17 protein-coding genes and 2 riboswitches are annotated in these 20,148 nt (G+C 51.9%); of the genes, 6 read left to right on the forward strand and 11 right to left on the reverse strand.

Annotated elements, in window-relative coordinates; all coding sequences use genetic code 11:
* Nucleotides 1-52: 52 nt before the first annotated feature.
* From FD428_RS11105 to FD428_RS11135, 7 genes are read right to left on the reverse strand one after another with little or no spacing between them, the layout of a single operon-like run.
* Nucleotides 53-997 carry an ABC transporter ATP-binding protein gene (locus tag FD428_RS11105; RefSeq protein WP_047463662.1) on the reverse strand — a complete coding sequence of 315 codons (945 nt, stop codon included), beginning with the start codon at nt 995-997 and terminating at the stop codon, nt 53-55.
* Complete coding sequence (locus FD428_RS11110; RefSeq protein ID WP_047463664.1) at nt 990-1,976, reverse strand: ABC transporter ATP-binding protein; 987 nt, start codon at nt 1,974-1,976, stop codon at nt 990-992. Before FD428_RS11110 ends, FD428_RS11105 begins: the two co-directional genes overlap by 8 nt.
* Nucleotides 1,973-2,869 carry a D,D-dipeptide ABC transporter permease gene (gene ddpC / locus FD428_RS11115; protein ID WP_114847903.1) on the reverse strand — a complete coding sequence of 299 codons (897 nt, stop codon included), beginning with the start codon at nt 2,867-2,869 and terminating at the stop codon, nt 1,973-1,975. The genes FD428_RS11110 and ddpC overlap by 4 nt, the downstream gene beginning before the upstream one ends.
* Nucleotides 2,866-3,888, reverse strand: a complete 1,023-nt coding sequence (locus tag FD428_RS11120; protein WP_047463667.1) for an ABC transporter permease — start codon at nt 3,886-3,888, stop codon at nt 2,866-2,868. The genes ddpC and FD428_RS11120 overlap by 4 nt, the downstream gene beginning before the upstream one ends.
* Before the next feature lie 44 nt (nt 3,889-3,932).
* Complete coding sequence (locus tag FD428_RS11125) at nt 3,933-5,495, reverse strand: ABC transporter substrate-binding protein (protein ID WP_114847904.1); 1,563 nt, start codon at nt 5,493-5,495, stop codon at nt 3,933-3,935.
* 16 nt (nt 5,496-5,511) lie between these two features.
* Nucleotides 5,512-6,099, reverse strand: a complete 588-nt coding sequence (ddpX, locus tag FD428_RS11130; protein WP_114847905.1) for a D-alanyl-D-alanine dipeptidase — start codon at nt 6,097-6,099, stop codon at nt 5,512-5,514.
* A gap of 14 nt (nt 6,100-6,113) precedes the next feature.
* A complete protein-coding gene (locus FD428_RS11135) occupies nt 6,114-6,980 on the reverse strand; it encodes a MurR/RpiR family transcriptional regulator (protein ID WP_012132399.1) in 867 nt (288 codons plus the stop codon).
* Nucleotides 6,981-7,705: 725 nt separating this feature from the next.
* Between FD428_RS11135 and FD428_RS11140 the strand changes: the two genes are divergently transcribed.
* The 3 genes from FD428_RS11140 (at nt 7,706) to FD428_RS11150 (ending at nt 11,389) form a co-directional block, all read left to right on the forward strand.
* The gene (locus FD428_RS11140; RefSeq protein ID WP_012132402.1) at nt 7,706-9,649 is read left to right on the forward strand and encodes a methyl-accepting chemotaxis protein; all 1,944 of its coding nucleotides are present in this window, start codon (nt 7,706-7,708) and stop codon (nt 9,647-9,649) included.
* 164 nt (nt 9,650-9,813) lie between these two features.
* Entirely contained in the window at nt 9,814-10,128 is a 315-nt protein-coding gene (locus FD428_RS11145) for a helix-turn-helix domain-containing protein (protein WP_047463672.1), read from the forward strand.
* Nucleotides 10,121-11,389, forward strand: coding sequence for a type II toxin-antitoxin system HipA family toxin (locus tag FD428_RS11150; RefSeq protein ID WP_114847906.1), 1,269 nt, complete (start codon nt 10,121-10,123; stop codon nt 11,387-11,389). Before FD428_RS11145 ends, FD428_RS11150 begins: the two co-directional genes overlap by 8 nt.
* Before the next feature lie 40 nt (nt 11,390-11,429).
* On the opposite strand, the gene FD428_RS11155 is transcribed toward FD428_RS11150, so the two are convergent.
* Nucleotides 11,430-12,752, reverse strand: coding sequence for a glycoside hydrolase family 10 protein (locus FD428_RS11155; protein WP_047463675.1), 1,323 nt, complete (start codon nt 12,750-12,752; stop codon nt 11,430-11,432).
* 75 nt (nt 12,753-12,827) lie between these two features.
* Nucleotides 12,828-12,890: riboswitch (Fluoride riboswitch) on the forward strand.
* A 50-nt stretch (nt 12,891-12,940) separates the two neighbouring features.
* On the opposite strand from FD428_RS11155, the gene FD428_RS11160 reads away from it, so the two are divergent.
* Together FD428_RS11160 and FD428_RS11165 are read left to right on the forward strand one after the other, a co-directional pair.
* Complete coding sequence (locus FD428_RS11160; protein WP_114847907.1) at nt 12,941-14,500, forward strand: DNA mismatch repair protein MutS; 1,560 nt, start codon at nt 12,941-12,943, stop codon at nt 14,498-14,500.
* Nucleotides 14,497-16,032, forward strand: coding sequence for a DNA mismatch repair protein MutS (locus tag FD428_RS11165; protein WP_114847908.1), 1,536 nt, complete (start codon nt 14,497-14,499; stop codon nt 16,030-16,032). The genes FD428_RS11160 and FD428_RS11165 overlap by 4 nt, the downstream gene beginning before the upstream one ends.
* Here the strand turns inward: FD428_RS11165 and eno are convergent.
* Nucleotides 16,029-17,315 carry a phosphopyruvate hydratase gene (gene eno / locus FD428_RS11170; RefSeq protein ID WP_114847909.1) on the reverse strand — a complete coding sequence of 429 codons (1,287 nt, stop codon included), beginning with the start codon at nt 17,313-17,315 and terminating at the stop codon, nt 16,029-16,031. The two genes, FD428_RS11165 and eno, sit on opposite strands and share 4 nt — an antisense overlap.
* A gap of 15 nt (nt 17,316-17,330) precedes the next feature.
* Nucleotides 17,331-17,759 carry a universal stress protein gene (locus FD428_RS11175; protein WP_012132409.1) on the reverse strand — a complete coding sequence of 143 codons (429 nt, stop codon included), beginning with the start codon at nt 17,757-17,759 and terminating at the stop codon, nt 17,331-17,333.
* 236 nt (nt 17,760-17,995) lie between these two features.
* Nucleotides 17,996-18,070: riboswitch (Fluoride riboswitch) on the reverse strand.
* Between the two features lie 201 nt (nt 18,071-18,271).
* Between FD428_RS11175 and FD428_RS11180 the strand changes: the two genes are divergently transcribed.
* Nucleotides 18,272-19,051, forward strand: a complete 780-nt coding sequence (locus FD428_RS11180; RefSeq protein WP_058669171.1) for an HAD-IIB family hydrolase — start codon at nt 18,272-18,274, stop codon at nt 19,049-19,051.
* Between the two features lie 359 nt (nt 19,052-19,410).
* Here the strand turns inward: FD428_RS11180 and FD428_RS11185 are convergent, their stop codons facing one another.
* Nucleotides 19,411-19,923 carry a GNAT family N-acetyltransferase gene (locus FD428_RS11185; protein ID WP_012132411.1) on the reverse strand — a complete coding sequence of 171 codons (513 nt, stop codon included), beginning with the start codon at nt 19,921-19,923 and terminating at the stop codon, nt 19,411-19,413.
* Between the last annotated feature and the right edge of the window lie 225 nt (nt 19,924-20,148).

Genomic DNA, 20,148 nt, shown 5'->3' on the forward strand with positions numbered 1-20,148 from the left:
AACACTCTGTAGGCCCGGTAAGCGACAGCGCCACCGGGCGATTGTCAGGCTCTTACTCCACCGCTCGCCAGCAGCGAACGTCGCTCTCCGATCCCCGCGTCAATAATGCCTGCGGTTTTTCACAGCCACGGGTTGCCAGCGGACAGCGATCGCGAAAATAACACCCTTGCGGCAGGTGGCGGTTCCCCGGTAATTCCGTTTTGCGCAGCACCAGATCTTCTGCCAGCGGCGCACCCGTTTTCGGCACGGAATCCAGCAACAGCCGGGTATAGGGATGCGCAGGCGTGGTCAACACCTGTTGCGCGTCGCCCAGTTCAACAATTTGCCCGAGATACATCACCGCAACCCGATCGCTCATGTACCGCACAACCGACACGTTGTGTGAAATCAACACATACGTCAGTTTACGGCGCGTCTGTAGCGCAACCAGCAGATTCAGGATCTGCGCCTGCACGGAGATATCCAGCGCGGAAGTCGGTTCATCAAGCACGATAACGTCCGGCTCGGACGATAAGGCGCGGGCAATGGCGATGCGCTGGCGTTGTCCGCCGGAAAACGCATGGGGAAGCCTGTCAAGGTACTCAGGCCGGATGCCAACCTGTAAGGCCAGTTCCTCCGCCAGCGTCCGCCGCTCGCGTTCGCTGTTATGCTTCTGGAGCCAGACGGGCTCGGTGATAATCCGCCAGACGGGTAATCGGGGGTCCAGCGAAGAGAGCGGGTCCTGAAAGACCATCTGCATCCCGCTGTTGGCACCGGTGCGCGCAACGCCAGGCCGCGAGCACTCGCCGTGGCTGGGTTTTAACATTCCCATCAGCAGTTGCGCCAGCGTACTTTTCCCGCAGCCGGATTCCCCCACGATGCCAAGCGTTTCTCCCTGGCGAATCTGCAAATCCATACCGTTCAGGGCATGTACGCGCTCCGTCACCCGACCCAACCAGTTTTTACGGGCGGGGAAGGTGATATGGACATCCCGTAACGAGAGCAATATGTCAGACATGCGTCATCTCCTGTTGTGGATACCAGCAGGCGGATTGTTGTTCAGGTTCGCCATGATTCTCCAGCGCCGGGACAGCCTCGCACAGCGTCCCGGCGGCAAAACAGCGTTCGCGGAAGGCGCATCCGGTTGGCAGACAGGTCAGGTTAGGCACTGTCCCTGGAATCGCGGGCAGCGGCGCGCGAGGTTCGCCGTGTTCCGGCGCGCATTTCAACAAACCAATGGAATAGGGATGCGTGGGGCGGCGAATAACCGTCTGCGTGGGGCCGCTCTCAATCACGCTTCCGGCGTACATGACATACAGCCGATCGCACAACTGCGATACCACCGCCATATCATGACTGATAAACAGCACCGCAGTACCGCTGGCTCGCGCTTTTAGTTTCAGCAAACGCAGAACCTGTAGCTGCACCGTGACGTCCAGCGCGGTAGTGGGTTCGTCAGCAATAATCAGCTCCGGCTCGCAGGAGAATGCCAGCGCGATCATCACCCGCTGGCGCATCCCGCCGGAAAGCTCAAACGGAAATCGCGCCATAACCTGCGCCGCATCGGGAATTTGCATCTCTTCCAGCAGGGCGATGGCTTTTTCCCGCGCCGCCTGGCGGCTCACCGCCTGATGATGGCGAATGACTTCCACCATTTGTTGCCCAATGCGCCGGGTGGGATTCAGCGCCGTCATTGGCTCCTGGAAGATCATCGACACGCGCGCGCCGCGCCATTTACGCATCTGCTTTTCGCTGGCATTCAGCACGTCCTCGCCCAGCAGCGATACGCGGCCCTGATGAATGTGATAGCTGCCTTCCGGCAGCAGCCGCATTGCCAGCATAGCGGTGACGGATTTACCCGACCCGGACTCGCCGACCACGCCGACGATTTCGCCCCGGTCGATACGCAACGATACGTGGTTAAGGGCGTGAACATCGGCTTTGTAACCCGGAAAGCTCAGGTGTAAATCCTCAATTTCCAGCACGGGTTGGGTCATGACTGTTTTCCTCCGGCTTTAGGGTCAAGCAGATCGCGAATACCATCGCCAAACAGGTTAAACCCGACAGCGGTAATCAGGATCGCCGCCCCAGGAAAGGCGCAATACCACCACTGGTCGAGGACATAGTTACGACCAATAGCCACCATTGCGCCCCATTCAGCGGAGGGCTGTTGTGCGCCAAGGCCAATAAAGCCCAGCGTGGCGGCCATCAGGATCGCGCTGCCAATATCCAGCGACGCCTGCACGATAAGCGGCGGCAGCGAATTACGTAAGATATGCCAGCTGATAAGGTGCCAGCGGGAAGCGCCATACGTTCGGGCAGCCTGTACATAGGTAAACTGGCGCACGACCAGCGTTTGCCCTCGCGCCAGGCGCACATAAAAAGGAATACGGACAATGGCGATCGCCATCATGGCGTTAAACAGGCTCGGCCCCAGCGCGGCGGCCAGCGCCATCGTCAGCACCAGCGAAGGAATCGACAGCATAATATCCATCAGGCGCATAATAATAGCGTCGGCGCGCCCGCCCATGACGCCGGACAGACAGCCAAGCAAGGAGCCGATTCCACCGGCAATCCCTACGACGACCAGCCCGGCGACAATGGATTGCTGGCTGCCGACCAGTACGCGGCTGAACAGATCGCGTCCCACTTCGTCAGTGCCGAACCAGTGCGTCGCAGAGGGCGCAAGCAGGCGCGCGCTCAAATCGATGGCATTGGGATCGTAAGGCGTTATCCAGGGCGACAGCACCATCAGTAGCAACATCAGGATGATAATCACGCCGCCGGTCAGCGTCAGCGGGCTGCTTTTCATCAGCCAGAAGAGTTTTGCCCAGTCGATCCGGCGGCGGGCGGTCTGCGACGGGGCGGGCGTCTCTTGCGTTAACATCATTCAGCACCTCCGCGACCGATTCGGGGATCGATCCACAAATAGAGTAAATCGACGACCAGGTTTACCAGCACATAAGCCAAAGAGACCACTACGGCGAACCCCATCACCGCCGGAAAATCCAGCGCCTGAATAGAGGTGACCACCCACGCCCCCATTCCCGGCCAGGCAAAGACCGTTTCGGTAAGCACAGCGCCATACAGCAAATCGCCCAGCGCCAGCCCCAGAACGGTAATCGACGGAATCAGGGCGTTAGGCAAGGCATAGCGGAGCACGATGTACCAGCCAGGCAGACCGCTGGCACGCGCGGTGCGAATGTAGTCCTCGCTGAGTTGCTCCAGCATGGCGGAACGAATCTGACGGGCGACAATTCCCAGGTGGACAAACGCCAGAGTCAGCGCCGGTAAAATAAGGTGTTGTAACGCGTTGAAAAAGACCTCGCCATTTCCCTCCAGCAGCGCGTCAATCAGGTAGAACCCGGTAACGTGGGCGGGCGGGTCCAGCCAGTCATCAAGCCTTCCGCCGCCGGGCAGAATTTGCAGATGTCCGTAAAACAGAACAATAACGCCCAGCCCCAGCCAGAACGCCGGGGTGGAAATGCCGGTTATCGCCATCAGCCTCACCAGATGGTCCAGCCAGCGGTTTCGCCATACGGCGGATAAAATCCCCAGCGGGATCCCGATCACCAACGCCAGCAGCAGGGAACAGAAGGCCAGTTCAAGCGTGGCGGGGAAAAACACGCGCAACTCTTCCATTACCGGGCGGCCAGTGCGTATAGACGTGCCCAGATCACCGTGAAAAACGTCGCTGACATAGCGAAAAAATTGCACATACAGCGGCTGATCCAGCCCCAGCTGCTGGCGAATGTTTTCGACAATCTCATCGCTGGCGCGATCGCCGGCCAGCAGTCGCGCAGGGTCGCCAGGAATCAGGTGAGAAATAATAAACGTAATTACGCAAACACCGGCGACCACCAGAATAAGTCCCCAGCATCGCTGGCGTAAAATGCTCCAGAACGTCATAGGCTTCCCCTTGCGGAGCCATAACGGCCCCGCATCAACGTGGCTTATTTACTCATGGCGCCAATGTTAAAGACCTGTTCCAGCATGGGGTTGAAGACAAAGCCTTTGACCTCTTTGTTCATCGCCAGCTGGTAGTTTTTCTGGAAGAGATAGACGTAGGCGGCCTCATCAATCACGATGGTTTGCGCCTGCTGGTAATCCTTCGTTCTGGCCGCCTGATCGGTGGTGGTCAGCGCGCTGCGCAGAAGTTTATCGACCCCGGCGTTTTCATAAAACGAACGGTTACCCGGCAGGCCTTTCTTATCAGACTCAAACCAGTAGTTCATGAACATGTACGGGTCGGCGAAGTCCGGGCTCCAGTTGCCGATGGCAATGTCGTAATCACCTTTGCCAATCCGGTCACGCATGGTGGCATTCGCCAGTTTTTCCAGCTTCACCTTAATGCCCAGCTTGCTGAGGCTGGCCTGCGTGGAAAGCGCAATCGGCTCCCAGTTTGGATCGTTATCAGAGTAGAGGAAGCTCAGGCTGTCGGGCTTGGTCGCGACTTGCTCCCAGGCGGCTTTGGCTTTCGCTTCATCAAAACTGTACTGCATTGCCTTTGCGTCATAGCCCCACATACCTTCAGGAATCGGGCCGCGCATCTGCTTGCCGTTACCGCTGAGGATACCCGTCACCATACCCTGATAGTCCGTTGACCATGAAATGGCCCGGCGCAAATCCACCTGATTCAGCGGCGCTTTACTGTTGTTCAGATAGAGATAAGTCACGCGCAGCGAAGGGTAATCCGCCACGTTGACTTTCCCTTCCTGTTTTAACGCGTTGAGCTGGTCTACCGGGAGAGCATCGGCAATGTCGATGTCTCCCCGCGACAGTTGCAGGCGGCGGGAAGCGCTCTCACCAATGATTTTTACCGACACGCGCTTAAAGGCAGGTTTGGCTCCCGCATAATGTGGATTCGACACCAGAATCAGCTGCTGTCCTTTCTGCCAGCTTTTCAGCATAAACGGGCCGGAACCTGCGGTATTCTGCGCCAGAAAACCGCGCGCATCATCTGCGGCATGTTCTTTCAGAACCGCCGGGTTAATAATGGAGGCGCCGTCATTCGCCAGCGTGTACAGGAAGGGCGCAAACGGCTGGCTCAGCGTAAATTTCACCGTATAGTCATCGACGGCTTCGACTTTCAAATCTTTTGGAAAGGCTTCTGCCGGGCCTTGTCCAATTTTCAGCAGACGCGCAAAAGATTGTTGCACCGCATCTGCCGTAACGGGCGAGCCATCAGCGAATCGGGCATCTTTATTAAGGGTAAACGTCCACTCTTTCTGATCGTCAGAGGCTTTCCAGTCGCTCGCCAGATCGCCTTCAACCTCCGTGGAACCTTTACCTCCCTCGGTTTTGTACTGCACAAGGCGTTGATAAGACGGGTAGGTCACCGTCCAGTCGTTGTTATCAATAGTGACGGCAGGATCAAGCGTTTGCGGATCGGCCGCTTTACCAATCACCAGCATATCTTTGGGTACAGCCGCCTGAGCGGCGGGCAGGGCAACAGCCAGTGCCACGGCAATCAGGGCGGGACGAAACAGCGAAGTTAAAGCGTGTGTTGTCTTCATGACCGTGCTCCATCATTTACAGGGAGGGTTGTGTTGTTGTGCGTGATGCCGGGAAACAGGCAATGCAGTCGTCGAGCAAGGGGTAGCTGGCCGCGTCCGGCAATTCGAAATGCCACCATTCACTGCTGATGCCGACAAAACCACCGCCAAACATAATGGCGTTTAATAACAATCGATTACGTTGCGCTGCGGGTGGAACAGAAGGGTGATACGAGTGCGAGCGATCGTGCATTTCATCAAAACCGGCCCCCATATCAAGCACGTTGCCATGCTCATCCATCAGAGTGACGTCAATTGCCGTACCACGGCTATGGTTTGAACCGATGGCTACATCCACCACGTATTGCGGATCGGGACAGACATGCCATAGAACCGACTGCGCCTGCTGGGGACGATAGGCGTCGTATACCACCAGAGACAGCCCTGCCAGCTGCGCGATGCTGATACTTTTCGCCAGCACGGTGACGGCATCCGTATGCAGCAGGCAACGGGCCTCCCGGTAAATGGGCGCGCCGGTGAGGTTATCGGCGGTGGCGTATTTGAGATCGATATGCAGCGAGGGGAAAATCACTGACAGATCGACCAGTTCAGGGGTTTCTGACATAGCACGTTTCCTGTTTATTGTTCGAATTGACCAAACTCTTGTTGCAGTTGGCGATTGGTTCGCAGCCGTTCAGCAAGCGTATCGCCCAGTTGATCCACCACGCCTGACAGCAATAAGTTGAACAGGCAGCTCACGGGGGCGAGTGAATCCCAGAAGTGCCCGGTGTCGGTTTTTACCTGCAATAAGTCGATGGCGTAGTCTCTGGCCCACGGACACCAGACATCAGTGATTAACGCCAGCGGAATGCGCCGCTCGCTGGCAACGCGACAATACTGACGGGCAGCGGCGGAATAGGCGCGGGTATCCGTGATCACCACATATGGCCGTGCGAACCCGGAATTCAGCGACTCAACCCAGCTCCCGGATAACCCTTCGGAATAACTGACTTTGGGCCGCAGGTATTCCAGGTGGCTGAAAAAGGCGTTAGCAATGCCGCGCGTGGACTGAATCCCCAGAACATACACGGCCTCCGCATGCGCCAGTTGCTGAGCGATTCGCAAGAACGTTTCACTTTGCGCCAGCTGATAGACGTGGGTGATGGCATCAATTTCCAGCGACAGCGACTGACGCGCTCTGTCGGGCAGTCGCTGCTGCTGTTGCCAGGAGTCAAGGCGTTCATTCATCCCCCAAGGCTGATAGGGCACGGATGGCAGTTCCCGCAGGCTGGCCTTGGCGTCCTCAAGATTACGAAAACCAAGCTTCCGTAAATAACGTCCCACCGTGATGCCGCTGGTGCCTGTCGCTCTGGCGATACCGTCTGCCGTTTCAAACGGTATCTGCGCCGCGTGCGCTAACAGCCAGCCTGCAACGCGCTTTTCGCTGGGCGTATGCTGGCTAAAACTCTTCTCAATTCGGGCAAATAACTCAGGTTTTGATGTCATTACCGTCTCGCTGTTAGTAAGCTGTCAGAGAACGTTCCGCTGTTACTGAATTAACAATGCAGGACGCATGCCAACCTGGAGATCGCGGCATTGCCGTCTTTTTTGTTAAATTGAGGTGATATTTAATTAACGAATGATCAACATTTGTGCAGATTAGTTCACTTTTGGTGCAGCGATCGTCAGAGAGGGCATGAATGTGTCGAATCCGTCGCAGGGATCACATTGTGATGCCAGAAATTGCAGGGTCAAAAATGACAAACGCCAGCGTGGATAGCAGAAAAATATAAAAGCGCGAGACACATTATTTATCGGCGGAAAGAACAGTGTATTATTTTTGTAGATTTAATAAATATTCAGCAGGCAAGTAATCTGTTCATTTTACGCATTAAAATACAACACGATATTAATTATTCTTTTATAACAGACAGGTTTGTAGCAACGTATGAAGGCGGTGAAGCGTAAAACCCCCTGACTTGTGAAGTGCGCTACAACCAGGAGAACACAAGGCCTGGCGCGTAAGTGATTAAAGCAACGCATTAAAAATAATATTCAAAATAAACTTATCATGCTATTTAAATCATCTGAAAGTGCAGGATTTTGTTATTAGTGACAACGTCACATTTAAGAGCGTGTTAATATTTCTTAACGAACCATAAAACTGCATAAAGATATAAATTTGTGTGCCGATACTGAATAAAAGAGAGTCGTTTACATAAGGGGTTTGTATGGTCTGGTATCCATCACGCATTTCCACCCGTCTGACGATTGGGGGGATTGCGCTGCTTGCAGTGACCACGCTGGTTATTGTTGCCATTATGCTCTGGCGCGGTCAGCCGCGCGTTGTTGAGATCAACTCCGCCCTGATAGAGGAGACAGGGCAAGGACTGACTCGCCAGTTAGGTACTGTTTTATCGCGTATTGAAGGTGAAACGGTAAGCCTGTCGCGCCTTGCCGAAGTGCTGCCAAACGACGAATCGCTATATCAGCATGTCGTTCCGCATCTTATTGGCGAACAGAATGATTCCATCATTACCGGCGGCGGCATCTGGCCGGAGCCGGATGCCTTTACGCCCGGCATTGAACGACGCAGTTTCTTCTGGGCGCGTGATGCAGAAGGGAAATTGATCTTTTCCGACGACTACAACGTTGCCGGTGGAAGCGGTTATCATAACGAAAGCTGGTACCTCCAGGCGAAAGGGCACTCACAGAACAGTTGCGTCTGGTCTGATGTTTACCAGGATACGATTTCCGGGGTTAACATGGTGACCTGTAGCATTCCTTATCAACTGGCAGGGAAATTTGCCGGCGTCGCCACAACTGATATCCGACTGGATAACGTCGCCACCTTTATGCAACAGCAGGGGAACAGCACAGGCGGTTATGCCTTTGTGGTGGATAAACAGGGGCAAATCCTCTATTTCCCGCAGGCCGATCACGCGCAGTTTAAAACGTTTACTGACCTGGTCAAAGCCTCTGACTGGCTCGCCCCGGTAGCCGGATCGCTGAAAACGCTGAATGCCTCGGCCGATGTCGCCACCATTCCCCTTGCACACGACGGCATACTGGACGGGCCTTCCCGGGTGATGCTTTTCCCGATGGCGGATACCGGGTGGATCGTTGGGCTGGTGACGCCTGAAGAACGCGTTGTCGGACTGGCAAAAGTGATGATGAAGGATGTACTGGAAGTGCTGATTCCGATCATGGCCATTCTGCTGGTGGGTTCCTGGCTGGTGGTGCGCCGTCTTATCTCTCGTCTGGACGATACGCGTCGCGCGCTGGATGATATCGCCCAGGGCGAAGGCGACCTGACTCGCCGCCTGGACGTCCGGGGTAAAGATGAGATTTCCGATATTGCTCAGGCCTTTAACCTCTTTGTGGACAAAATATCCGCAATCCTGATTACCGTTCGCAGCAGTAGCGTGGTGGTTGCGAATAACGCCGTCAGTCTGGCTGACAGTAATATGGAGTTATCCTCCCGCGTAACGCAGCAGGCAGCCGCGCTGGAGGAAAGCGCGTCGGCGATGGAGCAATTAAATGCGACCGTTCATCAAAATACCGGGAATACACAGTTAGCCGATGAGCTTTCCGAAAACACGGCGCAAACGGCTAACCGCTGTGGCGATGTCATGCAGGGCGTGATTTCCACGATGGATAACGTCAGCGCGTCGTCCGGCCGGATGGTGGAAATTGTCGCCGTTATCGACAGCATCGCGTTTCAGACCAACATTCTCGCGCTGAATGCGGCGGTGGAAGCCGCACGAGCGGGTGATGCCGGTCGCGGATTTGCCGTCGTCGCCTCTGAAGTGCGCACGCTGGCACAGCGCAGCGCCACTGCCGCGCAGGAGATCAAGGCGTTAATCGATGAGTCGGTCTCACACGTAGACAGCAGCAGTCAGCAGATCCATAACGCCGGGGATCGTCTTGGCGAGTTGGTCGGCAACGTGCGTCAGGTCAGACAATTGATGGGTGAAATTCGCGTGGCGGGTGAAGAACAGCGTAAAGGTGTCTCTGAGGTCACGCTGGCGGTAACCGAAATGGACAGTACGGTTCAGCAGAACGCGTCGCTGATTGATGATGCCGCTGCGCGAACCCAAGTCCTGAAAGAGGAGGCTGAACAACTGGCGCTGCTGGTCTCTTCATTCAGATTGCCTGAACCCACTGCGGCATAATTCTCTCTCTCCCTCACAGAACGTCTGCAAATTGCAGACGTTCTGCTTGTGTCAGTCAGATAACTAAATCCATTATATAGTGGTTTATGCTTTTTGCCTTCGTTGCACATTAACTCTATAATATTGTGTATTACGTCAGAAATATTGCGATAAGGGACACTATGATGGATTTAACCCTTAGTTCTCCAGCCGAGATTGTTACGCTGCTGTGCGACCGGTTACGCAAAGAACGCCTGGCAAAACAGATGACTCAGGCTGACGTGGCCGCCCGGGCGGGGGTTGGCGTCAATACGGTTTCAAACCTTGAAGCAGGCAAAAATGTGGGCTTCGAGAATCTGGTCAGAGTGGCGGTGGTATTAGGTTATGGCGACGCGTTGAAAGCGCTGTTCAAGCCCAAAATTGATAGCCTGGATGATATCTTACGTTATGAGAAGAGCGCGACGCGTCAGCGGGTGAAGAGGAAAAATAGCGATGCCTGAGCAGATAGACGTCTTCTATGAAGGATGGGGGGAACGATGGCTCTGGGGCAAGCTGGTCTCCTCAACGGCATTGACCGGTCGGCCAGTCATCGCCTTTGAATACAGTGACGAGGCCGTTCGCAAAGGTTTTGAGCTGTCCCGCTTAACATTACCGCTTGAGGGGCCGCGATTACGCAGGGACTTTCCGGCTCATCAATTACATCTTCCGGGGCCGGTTTACGACGCTCTGCCTGATGGCTGGGGAATGCTGCTGATGGATCGCTTATTCAAACGCAGAGGACTCAATGCCGCCCGAATTGGCCCCCTGGAGCGGCTCACCTGGGTAGGCGGCAACGCAATGGGGGCAATGACATTCCAGCCGGTACAGGCTGAGGCCGAACTTACCTCGCAAGAAGAGATCCCGCTGGTGCAGCTAGCCGCAGAGGTGCAGGAGGTTCTGAGCGGAGAAGGCGGGGAGTTCCTGCAAAAATTATTGCAGATGGGCGGTTCACCACAGGGGGCACGGCCAAAAGCATTACTCTATCGTGACACTGTCACGTCAAAATTCACAACCTCGCCGTTAGCAGGCGCGGAAAGCTGGCTGGTCAAATTCCCGGCCAGACAGGAACATGCCGAGGTCTGCGCCATCGAAGCCGTCTATTCAGCGTGTCTGCGCAAATGCGGCATCCAGACGCCTGACGTTACGTATTTCGCCTTGCCGGAAGGGCAAGCGGCATTCGCCACCCGCCGTTTTGATCGTGAACAAGGGATGCGCGTGCCCATGCAAAGTCTGGCCGCCTTCACTGGCGCGAATTACCAGACGCCGGGTTCGCTCGACTACCGAAGTTTTTTACGTGCGACGCAAATATGCACCAACGATATTCGGGAAAAAGCGCTTGCCTTCGAGCGAGTGGTCTTTAATGTCGTGTTCAACAACCGGGACGATCATCCTAAGAACTTCGCTTATCTGATGTCCGCAGATGGACAATGGACCCTGGCGCCCGCCTATGATGTGACCTATTGCGATGGGCCTGGCGGCTATCACCAGATGGATGTGATGGGTGAAGCACTGGATATTGAAAGAAAGCATCTTCAGGCGCTGGGCGAACAAGAAGCCGAATTACCAGCAACCAGAGTCGCGGAGATCATCGCGACTATTTGCGACGTTGCGGCGACGTTCAGCGCAATTGCTACCGACCTCTACCCGGGGCAAATCACGAGCGACACGCTGAACTATATCCAAAAGCAAATTGATGGGAATATCAGCCGCCTGAAGGGATGACGGCTGAGTCAGTCTCACGGAACAAGAGGGTGTGGGGAGGTTAGCTTCCCCACCGGCTTTTCAGATAGTTCACCGCTTGCTGGGTTTGCGGCCGATCAAGATAGCTTTCTCTGAACAGGATTGTGCCTTTAATTTGTGAGACGGATTCATTCAGATCCAGTTGCTTCTTAAGCTCCGGGACGCCGCCATTAATCATCCAGTCCGGCTCATTCTTTGACGGTTCGCCGACTTTATACAACGCCACGCCAATATAGAGATGGGTATTCGTGGGTTTCACCACATCCGCCCACCATTTCGCCAGCACATCATAACGGGCCGCGTCACGCGCAAAGGGCCAGTAGAGCTGCGGCGCAATGTAATCCAGTAATCCCAGTTGCACCCAGCGGCGAGTATCGGCATAGGATTCATCATACGCCGCCGCGCCCCTCGTATCCGAACCTGCCGGATCATGCGAGCGGTTACGCCATACGCCAGCGGGGCTGACGCCAAATTCAACATCCGGTTTCAGGTTTTTGACCGTGCGGGACACCTGCTCAATCAGCAGTTGCGTATTGTGTCGCCGCCAGTCCGCTTTTGAGGCAAACGCCTGACCATATCGGGCAAAGGTGGAATTGTCGTTAAGCGTGGAGCCAGGCGTTTCGGTATAGAAATAGTCATCAAACTGTACGCCATCGATGGGATAACGTGTGACCACTTCCGCCACGATACTGGTGATCCAGTCCCGGACGTCAGGAATGCCGGGATCAAGAACAAAACGGTCTCCAGAGATGCGCACCCAGTCGCGATGCAGCACAAACACGCTCGCCGGATTTGACGTCACCGTCGCATTTAACTGCGCCACCGTTGCTGGTTTGGTGTTTACCGATACGCGGTAGGGGTTAAACCAGGCGTGTACTTTCATTCCCCGCTTATGCGCTTCATCAAGCATAAACTGTAGCGGATCGTAGCCCGGATCTTCACCAATCTTTCCGGTCAGCATATCTGACCACGGTAAAATTTTTGACGGCCAGAGCGCCGTTCCATCCGGCTTGACCTGGAAAAACACGGTATTGATTCCCAGACTTTTTAGCTTATCCAGCTTTTCGATCAACGCGTTCTGTTGTTGACGCACCCGAACCGCCGCATTACTCGTATTCACGGAACTGACCGGAGGCCAGTCAAGACGCGAAACGGTTGCCAGCCAGATACCACGAACCGGCTGCTGATTTTTCTGGGATGAAGCTGGCGTCGCGGAAGAAGGGGGCGTAACCAGAGAAACGGGAGGTTTTGAGGCGCAACTGGCAAGTAAAAACGCGGTGGCGACAAGCGTAGCCCGTTTTTTTACTTTGCTGACAAGACGAGCGTGACGAGAGCTGATGATCATATTTGCCAATTTTCCGTTTGGTTAATCCAAAAAATCTTACACGAGATCTGGCTAATTACAGAGTTCATTGCTACGTTTTTTACAGGAGATGGCATTCCTCCTCATAACCGCCCTCTGGCTGATGATGCCTGCACATTCTGGACGTTGCCCCGCGTGGACAAGTCAACGTGTATTGTGTAGGAGTCATTATGCGCCGTACCTCAACAACATTGCTGCAATTTATTACCGTTTTGTATGCCTCTGGTCGTCGTCATACACCCCCTTCGGGCGATCGTGCTCCTGCATATTTTGTCGATCTGAATCTTGATAAAATCGTCGATCGCATTGTTCAGGGGCGGGAAGAGTACGGCATCAGTGCTTTCTTTTATTCACCGCTCGAATGTCTGGAGGATATCCTCTATCGACAGGAAATTATTCAGGATGTGACAATACACGCGCTCTATAAGGCGCTAATGGCATATTCCGCAGAGATGAAGAATATCAGGGAGATTTCAGAAGAAAAAACAAACCGGTTTTACTTCTATCAACAGCGGCGCTGGGAGCTTGAGTGCATTTTGTTGTATTGCCAGGCCGTTACGGCGCTGTATGAGCGTATAGCGCCGCTGTCTTTGTCTTCCGACGGTATGATTAATTTCAGGCATTATCTTCGTCAGTATATCGAGAGTGAAAATTTTACCGGGTTATATTCAACCGCCACTATGATAAGAAAAAGTCTGGAGGCGGTTCAGTACGGCCTGAAAATTAAAGGCGACACCATTATTGTTGAACAGTATCACCACGAGAAAAACTATAGCGATGAGATCCTCGATGTGTTCTCAAAGTTTAAGCAGCATGATGTGAATGTCGAGATGGAGAATAGACATCACAGCTTCGGGATGAACCATATTGAAGCACAAGTTCTGGATTGTGTTGCCAGACTATTTCCCACCGAGTTTCATCAACTTGATGTGTTTATAGATGCCAACAAACGCTACAGAGATAACACGTTGGATCTTTTTGAACGTGAAGTGCAGTTTTATCTGGCTGTTGTGGAATACATTGAAAAATTTCGGCAGAAAGGGCTGCCATTTTGTATCCCGGAGGTACAACGAGATAAAAAAGCTATTTCGGCTGTTGCGGCTTTCGATCTCGCGCTTGCAGAGGTCATCCTTGAGAAAAAGGAGAAGGTTGTCTGCAATGATTTCAGCTTCCAGAAGCATGAACGTATTTTCGTCATATCGGGCCCCAACCAGGGTGGGAAAACCACCTTTGCCCGCATGATAGGGCAACTGCATTTTCTTGCCTTGCTGGGCATTTATGTCCCTGCCAGGCGGGCAAAGCTCTTTCTGACAGACACTATTTTTACGCATTTTGAGAAAAGCGAAAATATTTATAACCTTCGGGGAAAACTGTATGACGACCTGGTGAGAATAAAAGCGATCCTTGATGCTGCCACATCACACAGTTTGATTATCATGAATGAGATTTTTACGTCAACCACATCGCGGGACGCCATTTATCTGGGAACACGGGTAATCAAGAAAATAGTCATGCTCGATGCGCTTTGTGTCTGCGTAACGTTTATCGACGAGCTTACGGCATTAGACCCGTCCATCGTCAGCTTAATGAGTACGGTTGAGCATAATAATGCGGCATTAAGAACCTATAAAATCACCAGGAAACCGGCCGATGGCATCGCATGGTCAACGACGCTGGTGATAAAGCATGGGCTGACATATGAGCAGATAAAAACGAGGTTAAACGGATGAACGCGTATCTGATGTATAAAGATAACGATTTTATCGTTGACGATAATATCCCAGAGAACATCAAATTTGCCATGAAAGATCTGGAGTTGGCGGTGTTGTTTAATGCGTTGTCTGATGGAGATGATTTTCTTTATTCCGTCGTCAGGAAGGCATGTTCTGTGCTGCTATCGGGCATTCCTGACATTGAGTACAGGCAGGCTATTCTGCGGGATTGCCTGTATAATGAGGACGTTATCAGAACATTCTATAACGTGGTGGTTGAATGTCTGCAAATGGAAAAGGAGAAACTTCACTACGGGGTTTTTGGTCATTATCCTTCCGCTGTGCTGCATCAGTCTCTTTCGTTTACCCAATTCCTGATGACCTATTTACAGAAAATAAAAATTATCGCACAAGAAAATATCCATCACGTTGAATCTCCGGGAATGGTTCGTCTTTTCTCGATGCTTGTTCAGGAGTTAAACGATGATTATATGAGCACTATTGAAAGACATCTGAAGCAGATGACTTTCAAAAAAGGCGTATTAATCAGCGCACGATTAGGGCAGGGTAATCAGGGCAAAGACTATGTACTCAGGCGGCCCAATCCCCCGCAAAAAGGATGGTTTCGGCGTCTTTGGACAAAAAGGCCAACGCATTACACCGTACAGCTAGCCGCGCGTGATGAAAATGGCTTCAGGGCATTAAGCGACTTAAAGGACGAAGGGCTCGTATTGATCGCCAATGCAATGGCGCAATCCACCGCGCATTTGCTTAATTTTCTAAAGTCACTGCGCACTGAATTAGGATTTTATATTTCATGCCTTAATCTTGCGCAGGCCTTAAACAAACGCAATATTCCACTGTGCTTTCCTGTCCCGATATATCAAAGAGAGCGCCATCATGTGTTTGAGGCGCTCTTTGATCCCTGTCTTGCACTGACATCGGATCGGGAAATCGTTAGCAACACATTAAAAACGGATAATAAAAATACTTTTATCATCACTGGCGCAAACCAGGGAGGGAAATCCACGTTTTTACGCAGTATCGGGCTGGCGCAGATAATGATGCAGACGGGGATGTTCGTTTCTGCTGAATGTTATAGCGCAGATCTTTGTCGACAGATATTCACGCATTACAAATGTGAAGAAGACAGCCATATGGTCAGCGGAAAGCTGGATGAAGAGCTCCGACGAATGAGTGACATTGTTGATTCTCTACAACGTGATGACCTGGTGCTGTTTAACGAATCGTTCTCTGCGACAAACAGTCGGGAAGGGGCCGAAATCATCAGAGGCGTGGTAACCGCACTGGCAGAAAGCAACGTGAAGCTCTTTTTTGTTACGCATACTGCGGAATTTGCATGTTCGTTTTATCAGGAGGATCGCCAGGATACGGTATACCTGTGCGCCGAACGACGCGACGATGGAGAAAGGACATACAAAATAGCAGAAGGCGTGCCTCTGGATATCAGTTATGGCGAAGATCTGTACCGGGATGTTTTTGATGCCTCTCCCGTATACCGGAATACGGGAGAGGTTTCAGAGCGTTAACCTTTTCTGAAGGCAGATTTACCGGCGAAAACGGCGGCATCACCAAGTTCATCTTCAATACGCATTAGCTGATTGTATTTTTCGATGCGTTCTCCACGGCTTGGCGCTCCCGTTTTGAGGTGTCCAGCGCGTAAGCCTACCGTCATATCAGCAATGAAACTGTCTATTGTTTCTCCGCTACGGTGTGAGATAAAGCTGCCCCAGTGATGATCATGACACAATTGAACCGCTTCGATTGTCTCGCTTAACGTACCAATCTGGTTCAATTTGATCAGTGCGGCATTCGCCAGATTTTCATCAATTCCTCGCTGGATATATTTCACGTTAGTCACAAAAAGATCGTCACCCACCAGTTCAATCTTATTGCCAAGCGTATCGCTCAGAATTCGCCAGCCAGCCCAGTCATCTTCGGCCAGGCCATCTTCGATCAGAACAATGGGGAATTCGTTGACCAGCCGCTCATAATAGCGCGTCATCTCTTCCGCACTGAATTGCGCATTTTCGCTGCGCAGGGTGTATTTTCCATCTGAATAAAATTCGCTGGATGCAGGGTCCATGCAAATAACAATATCCTCGCCGGATTTATAACCGGCTTTTTCGATCGCTTCGACAATCAATTCCAGCGGTTGCCGGTTTGACGAGACGGCTGGCGCGAATCCACCTTCATCGCCCACGCCAGTAGACAAGCCTTTCTCCAGTAAGACCTGACGTAAATTCTGATACACCTCGCTACCCCAGAGAATGGCTTCCCGAACAGAGCTTGCGCCCCAGGGGGCAATCATGAACTCCTGAAAATCGGCGCCTTGCCAGCGAGCGTGAACGCCGCCATTGATGATATTCATACAAGGAACCGGGAGGAGGTTAGCGCCAACGCCGCCGAGGTAACGATACAGCGGAGTGTTTGATAGCTGCGCGGCCAGACGCGCCACGGCAAGCGATACCCCGAGAATAGCATTGGCCCCGAGACGACTTTTATTTTCCGTACCATCAAGAGTTATCAGGCAGTTATCGATATCTTTCTGGCGGCGGACATCATATCCCCGTAGCGCATTATCGATCTCAGTATTGATACTCTGAACCGCGCCCAATACACCTTTGCCGCCAAAACGTGACTTATCTCCATCACGGCGCTCAATGGCTTCGCGCGAACCGGTACTGGCACCGGAAGGGACTGACGCGCGCGCAACACCGCCGCCGATGGCGGAGACTTCGACCTCAACGGTCGGATTACCTCGGGAGTCCAGAATTTCTCTTGCGATCACACGTTCAATTTCATAGCTCATAGAAATGACCTTATTTTATGGAGTGGATATATGTTTAATCAGCACATCAACCGAGAGATGATTGATGAACTCAAAAGAGAACGAGGAAAAAACCCCAAACAGGCGATTCTTATGACCCAGCATGACCAGGTCGATATCCTCATGTTGGATAACCGCTTCAACATCTTTGAAACGTTGAATACTGATAATTGATTTCACTTGCACATGAATACTGCTGGATTCCGCCAGGCGACTGAGCATCGCTTTGGCCTCGATCACTTCATGTGATTGCCGATCCCGGGTTAAAGCATCACTCGTGTAATCCAGCTCCCGGTAATCAGAACTGATATGCCCGAGGGTGATCTGAGTCCCCATTTCTTTTGCCAGACGTTCAGCATGGTGCAGCAACAGCACACCATCGATTTCATTCTGGACCAGTAATAATGCGTGTTTGTACATATGCATACGCCACCTCTCAAGTAATGAGAAACGTTCAGCATCGCAAATGAACAATGTGTTGCAGACGGGCCGATGGACATAACAAGAGCCGGTGAGCGCTACGTTGTTACTGATGTTGTGATAGTCAAAGGCATGGATAACATCTTTCTTTTCAAAAAGATGAGATTCAGGAAGTAATGAAGTGGTTGTTTTACTATTCATAGCGATACCCGACATACATGCCTAAGAAAAACAGCAACAGTTGTATATCAGGCGTCATCATCCGATTCGAGCGAACCGGCGGTTGGGAAAGGTGGAACACCATCACCTTGTGAATAAGCGTATAGCAGGTTCAGGCGGAAATCAATGAGAAGTAAATCTGTTGCGCATGGATCGCGAAGAAGGAGAGGGTAGTCAACGAAATCTGCGGCGGAAATAACGCAATAAAAATTATAACTTAGTACGATTTTGACTTTAACAATTCCATAAGTCGTTTAATTATAGACAGTTATTGTATCTACAAGTCTTCGAGTGTGCTTATGAAAGAGATCTGTTCCGCAGATTCGTCAACATTTAAACATGTGCGTTTTGTTCTCACAGACATGGATGAAACGCTGACTTACAAGGGGCGCCTTGCGGCTGAAACCTATCTGGCGCTGGAACGGTTGCAGAACGCGGGAGTAAAAGTGATACCGGTCACAGCCGCGCCCGCAGGCTGGTGCGACCAGATGGCACGGATGTGGCCAGTTGATGGCGTCATTGGTGAAAATGGCGGTGTGTTTTTCAGAAGGCGAAATGACGGTCATGGCATTGAGCGTTTCTTCTGGCACGGCACAGAAAAATATCCTGACGTCGCTGAGCGCCTGACGCAAATTGGGGAACAGATAAAAAGGGAAATTCCTGCCGCTCATTTTGCCGACGATCAACCTTTCAGGATGACGTCCATTGCCTTTGCTAAACCGCCAGAAGCCCATCAGTGTTCATTAATACTTAACGCATTGACGCAAGCAGGCGCTACAACCACCGTAAACAATCTCTGGATTCTTGGCTGGTCTGGAGAATATGACAAGTTATCTATGGCCCGACGAGTGCTCAGGGATTTTTACGATCTCGACATTGATGCCGAACGTTCTGCCGTATTGTATAGCGGCGACTCGACGAATGATGCGCCGATGTTTTCATTCTTTGAACATACGGTTGGAGTGAGCACGGTATCAGATTACCTTGATCAAATCCCGAAACCTCCGCAGTGGATTACCCGTGGCCCGGGAGGTGCTGGTTTTGTGGAAATTGCAGATGCGGTAATTGCCGCCAGATAGTGAAAAACGCAGATCCCATTGGCTTATCCGGTCACAGTGGCCGGGTTTTTAATGCATGCGCTACATGAAATCTGACGCAGGATAACCGCCAACAGTTTGCAGAATTCACACAGGACACGATGGAAGGCATGCAGAAAAAGGCGAGGGATGCATTATGAGTCAAGGGAGTAAGCCCGTATTGGGCGTCATAAATTCAATTTAACATAATATACATTATGCGCACCAAAGAGAATAAAGGGAGAATCTGTGGTTTTGTAGTCATCCTTGTGCTGGTCGCTATAGTCTCTGAAGCACTTTCTCCAGCACGACTCCGTTGATTCTGGGGCTCTGTTTCACAGCTCCGGCACTTCCCGCGATGTCTAAATACATTTTCCGAATACATGTAACACGCTTTTTTGCTTAGGCGTTGTGAATTCCTCATCCGCAAGATGCTGCATCCCCAGGGATTCATAAAACCGACGCCCGCTGTCGTTACCCTTAAGAACCTGCAACCAGAAAAAATGCTGCTCCTTATGCCTTGCTATCTCGATAGCTTTTTCGAAAAGAATTCGGCCATATCCTTTCCCGGTTTCTCCGGGTGCAAAATACAGTTTGTTTAAGAGCGCTCCTGAGTGATTACCACCGCTAACTGGACGGTCCCAGCTTATCTTTGCAAAACCTACTGGCTTATCGCTTTCCGCAATGAGCCAGGTGACTGACGGATCATTTAAACTATTTTCAAGTTGGTCCGGCGCGTACTCACTGTCAATAAATTGTCGAAGCTCTACAGGACAATCCCATAACTCTTTGAAATGATGGTAATAACTTGACTTCCCCAGCGTTTGCAATATCGGGGTATCGGCAGGTACAGCATAACGTATGGTCAAGTTCATACACTCTCCTGAAATGGCTTAAATTTAAGTTAACGCACAACATAATGCTGAATATGATATTTATCACAAAGCGCTCAGAAGTGCTGTAGCAAGATTAAAATATGCTATGGTTAATATATAATGTTTTCATCGGGTACATCCATCAGTTGTTGTTAACATACTAAGGAACCTGTCGCTTACTCACATAAACATACCGATATTACTCGTTTAAATCCTTGTCGTTAT

Origin of the sequence: Citrobacter sp. TBCP-5362 (assembly GCF_005406305.1) — a bacterium.
Taxonomy (GTDB): Bacteria; Pseudomonadota; Gammaproteobacteria; order Enterobacterales; family Enterobacteriaceae; genus Citrobacter_B; species Citrobacter_B koseri.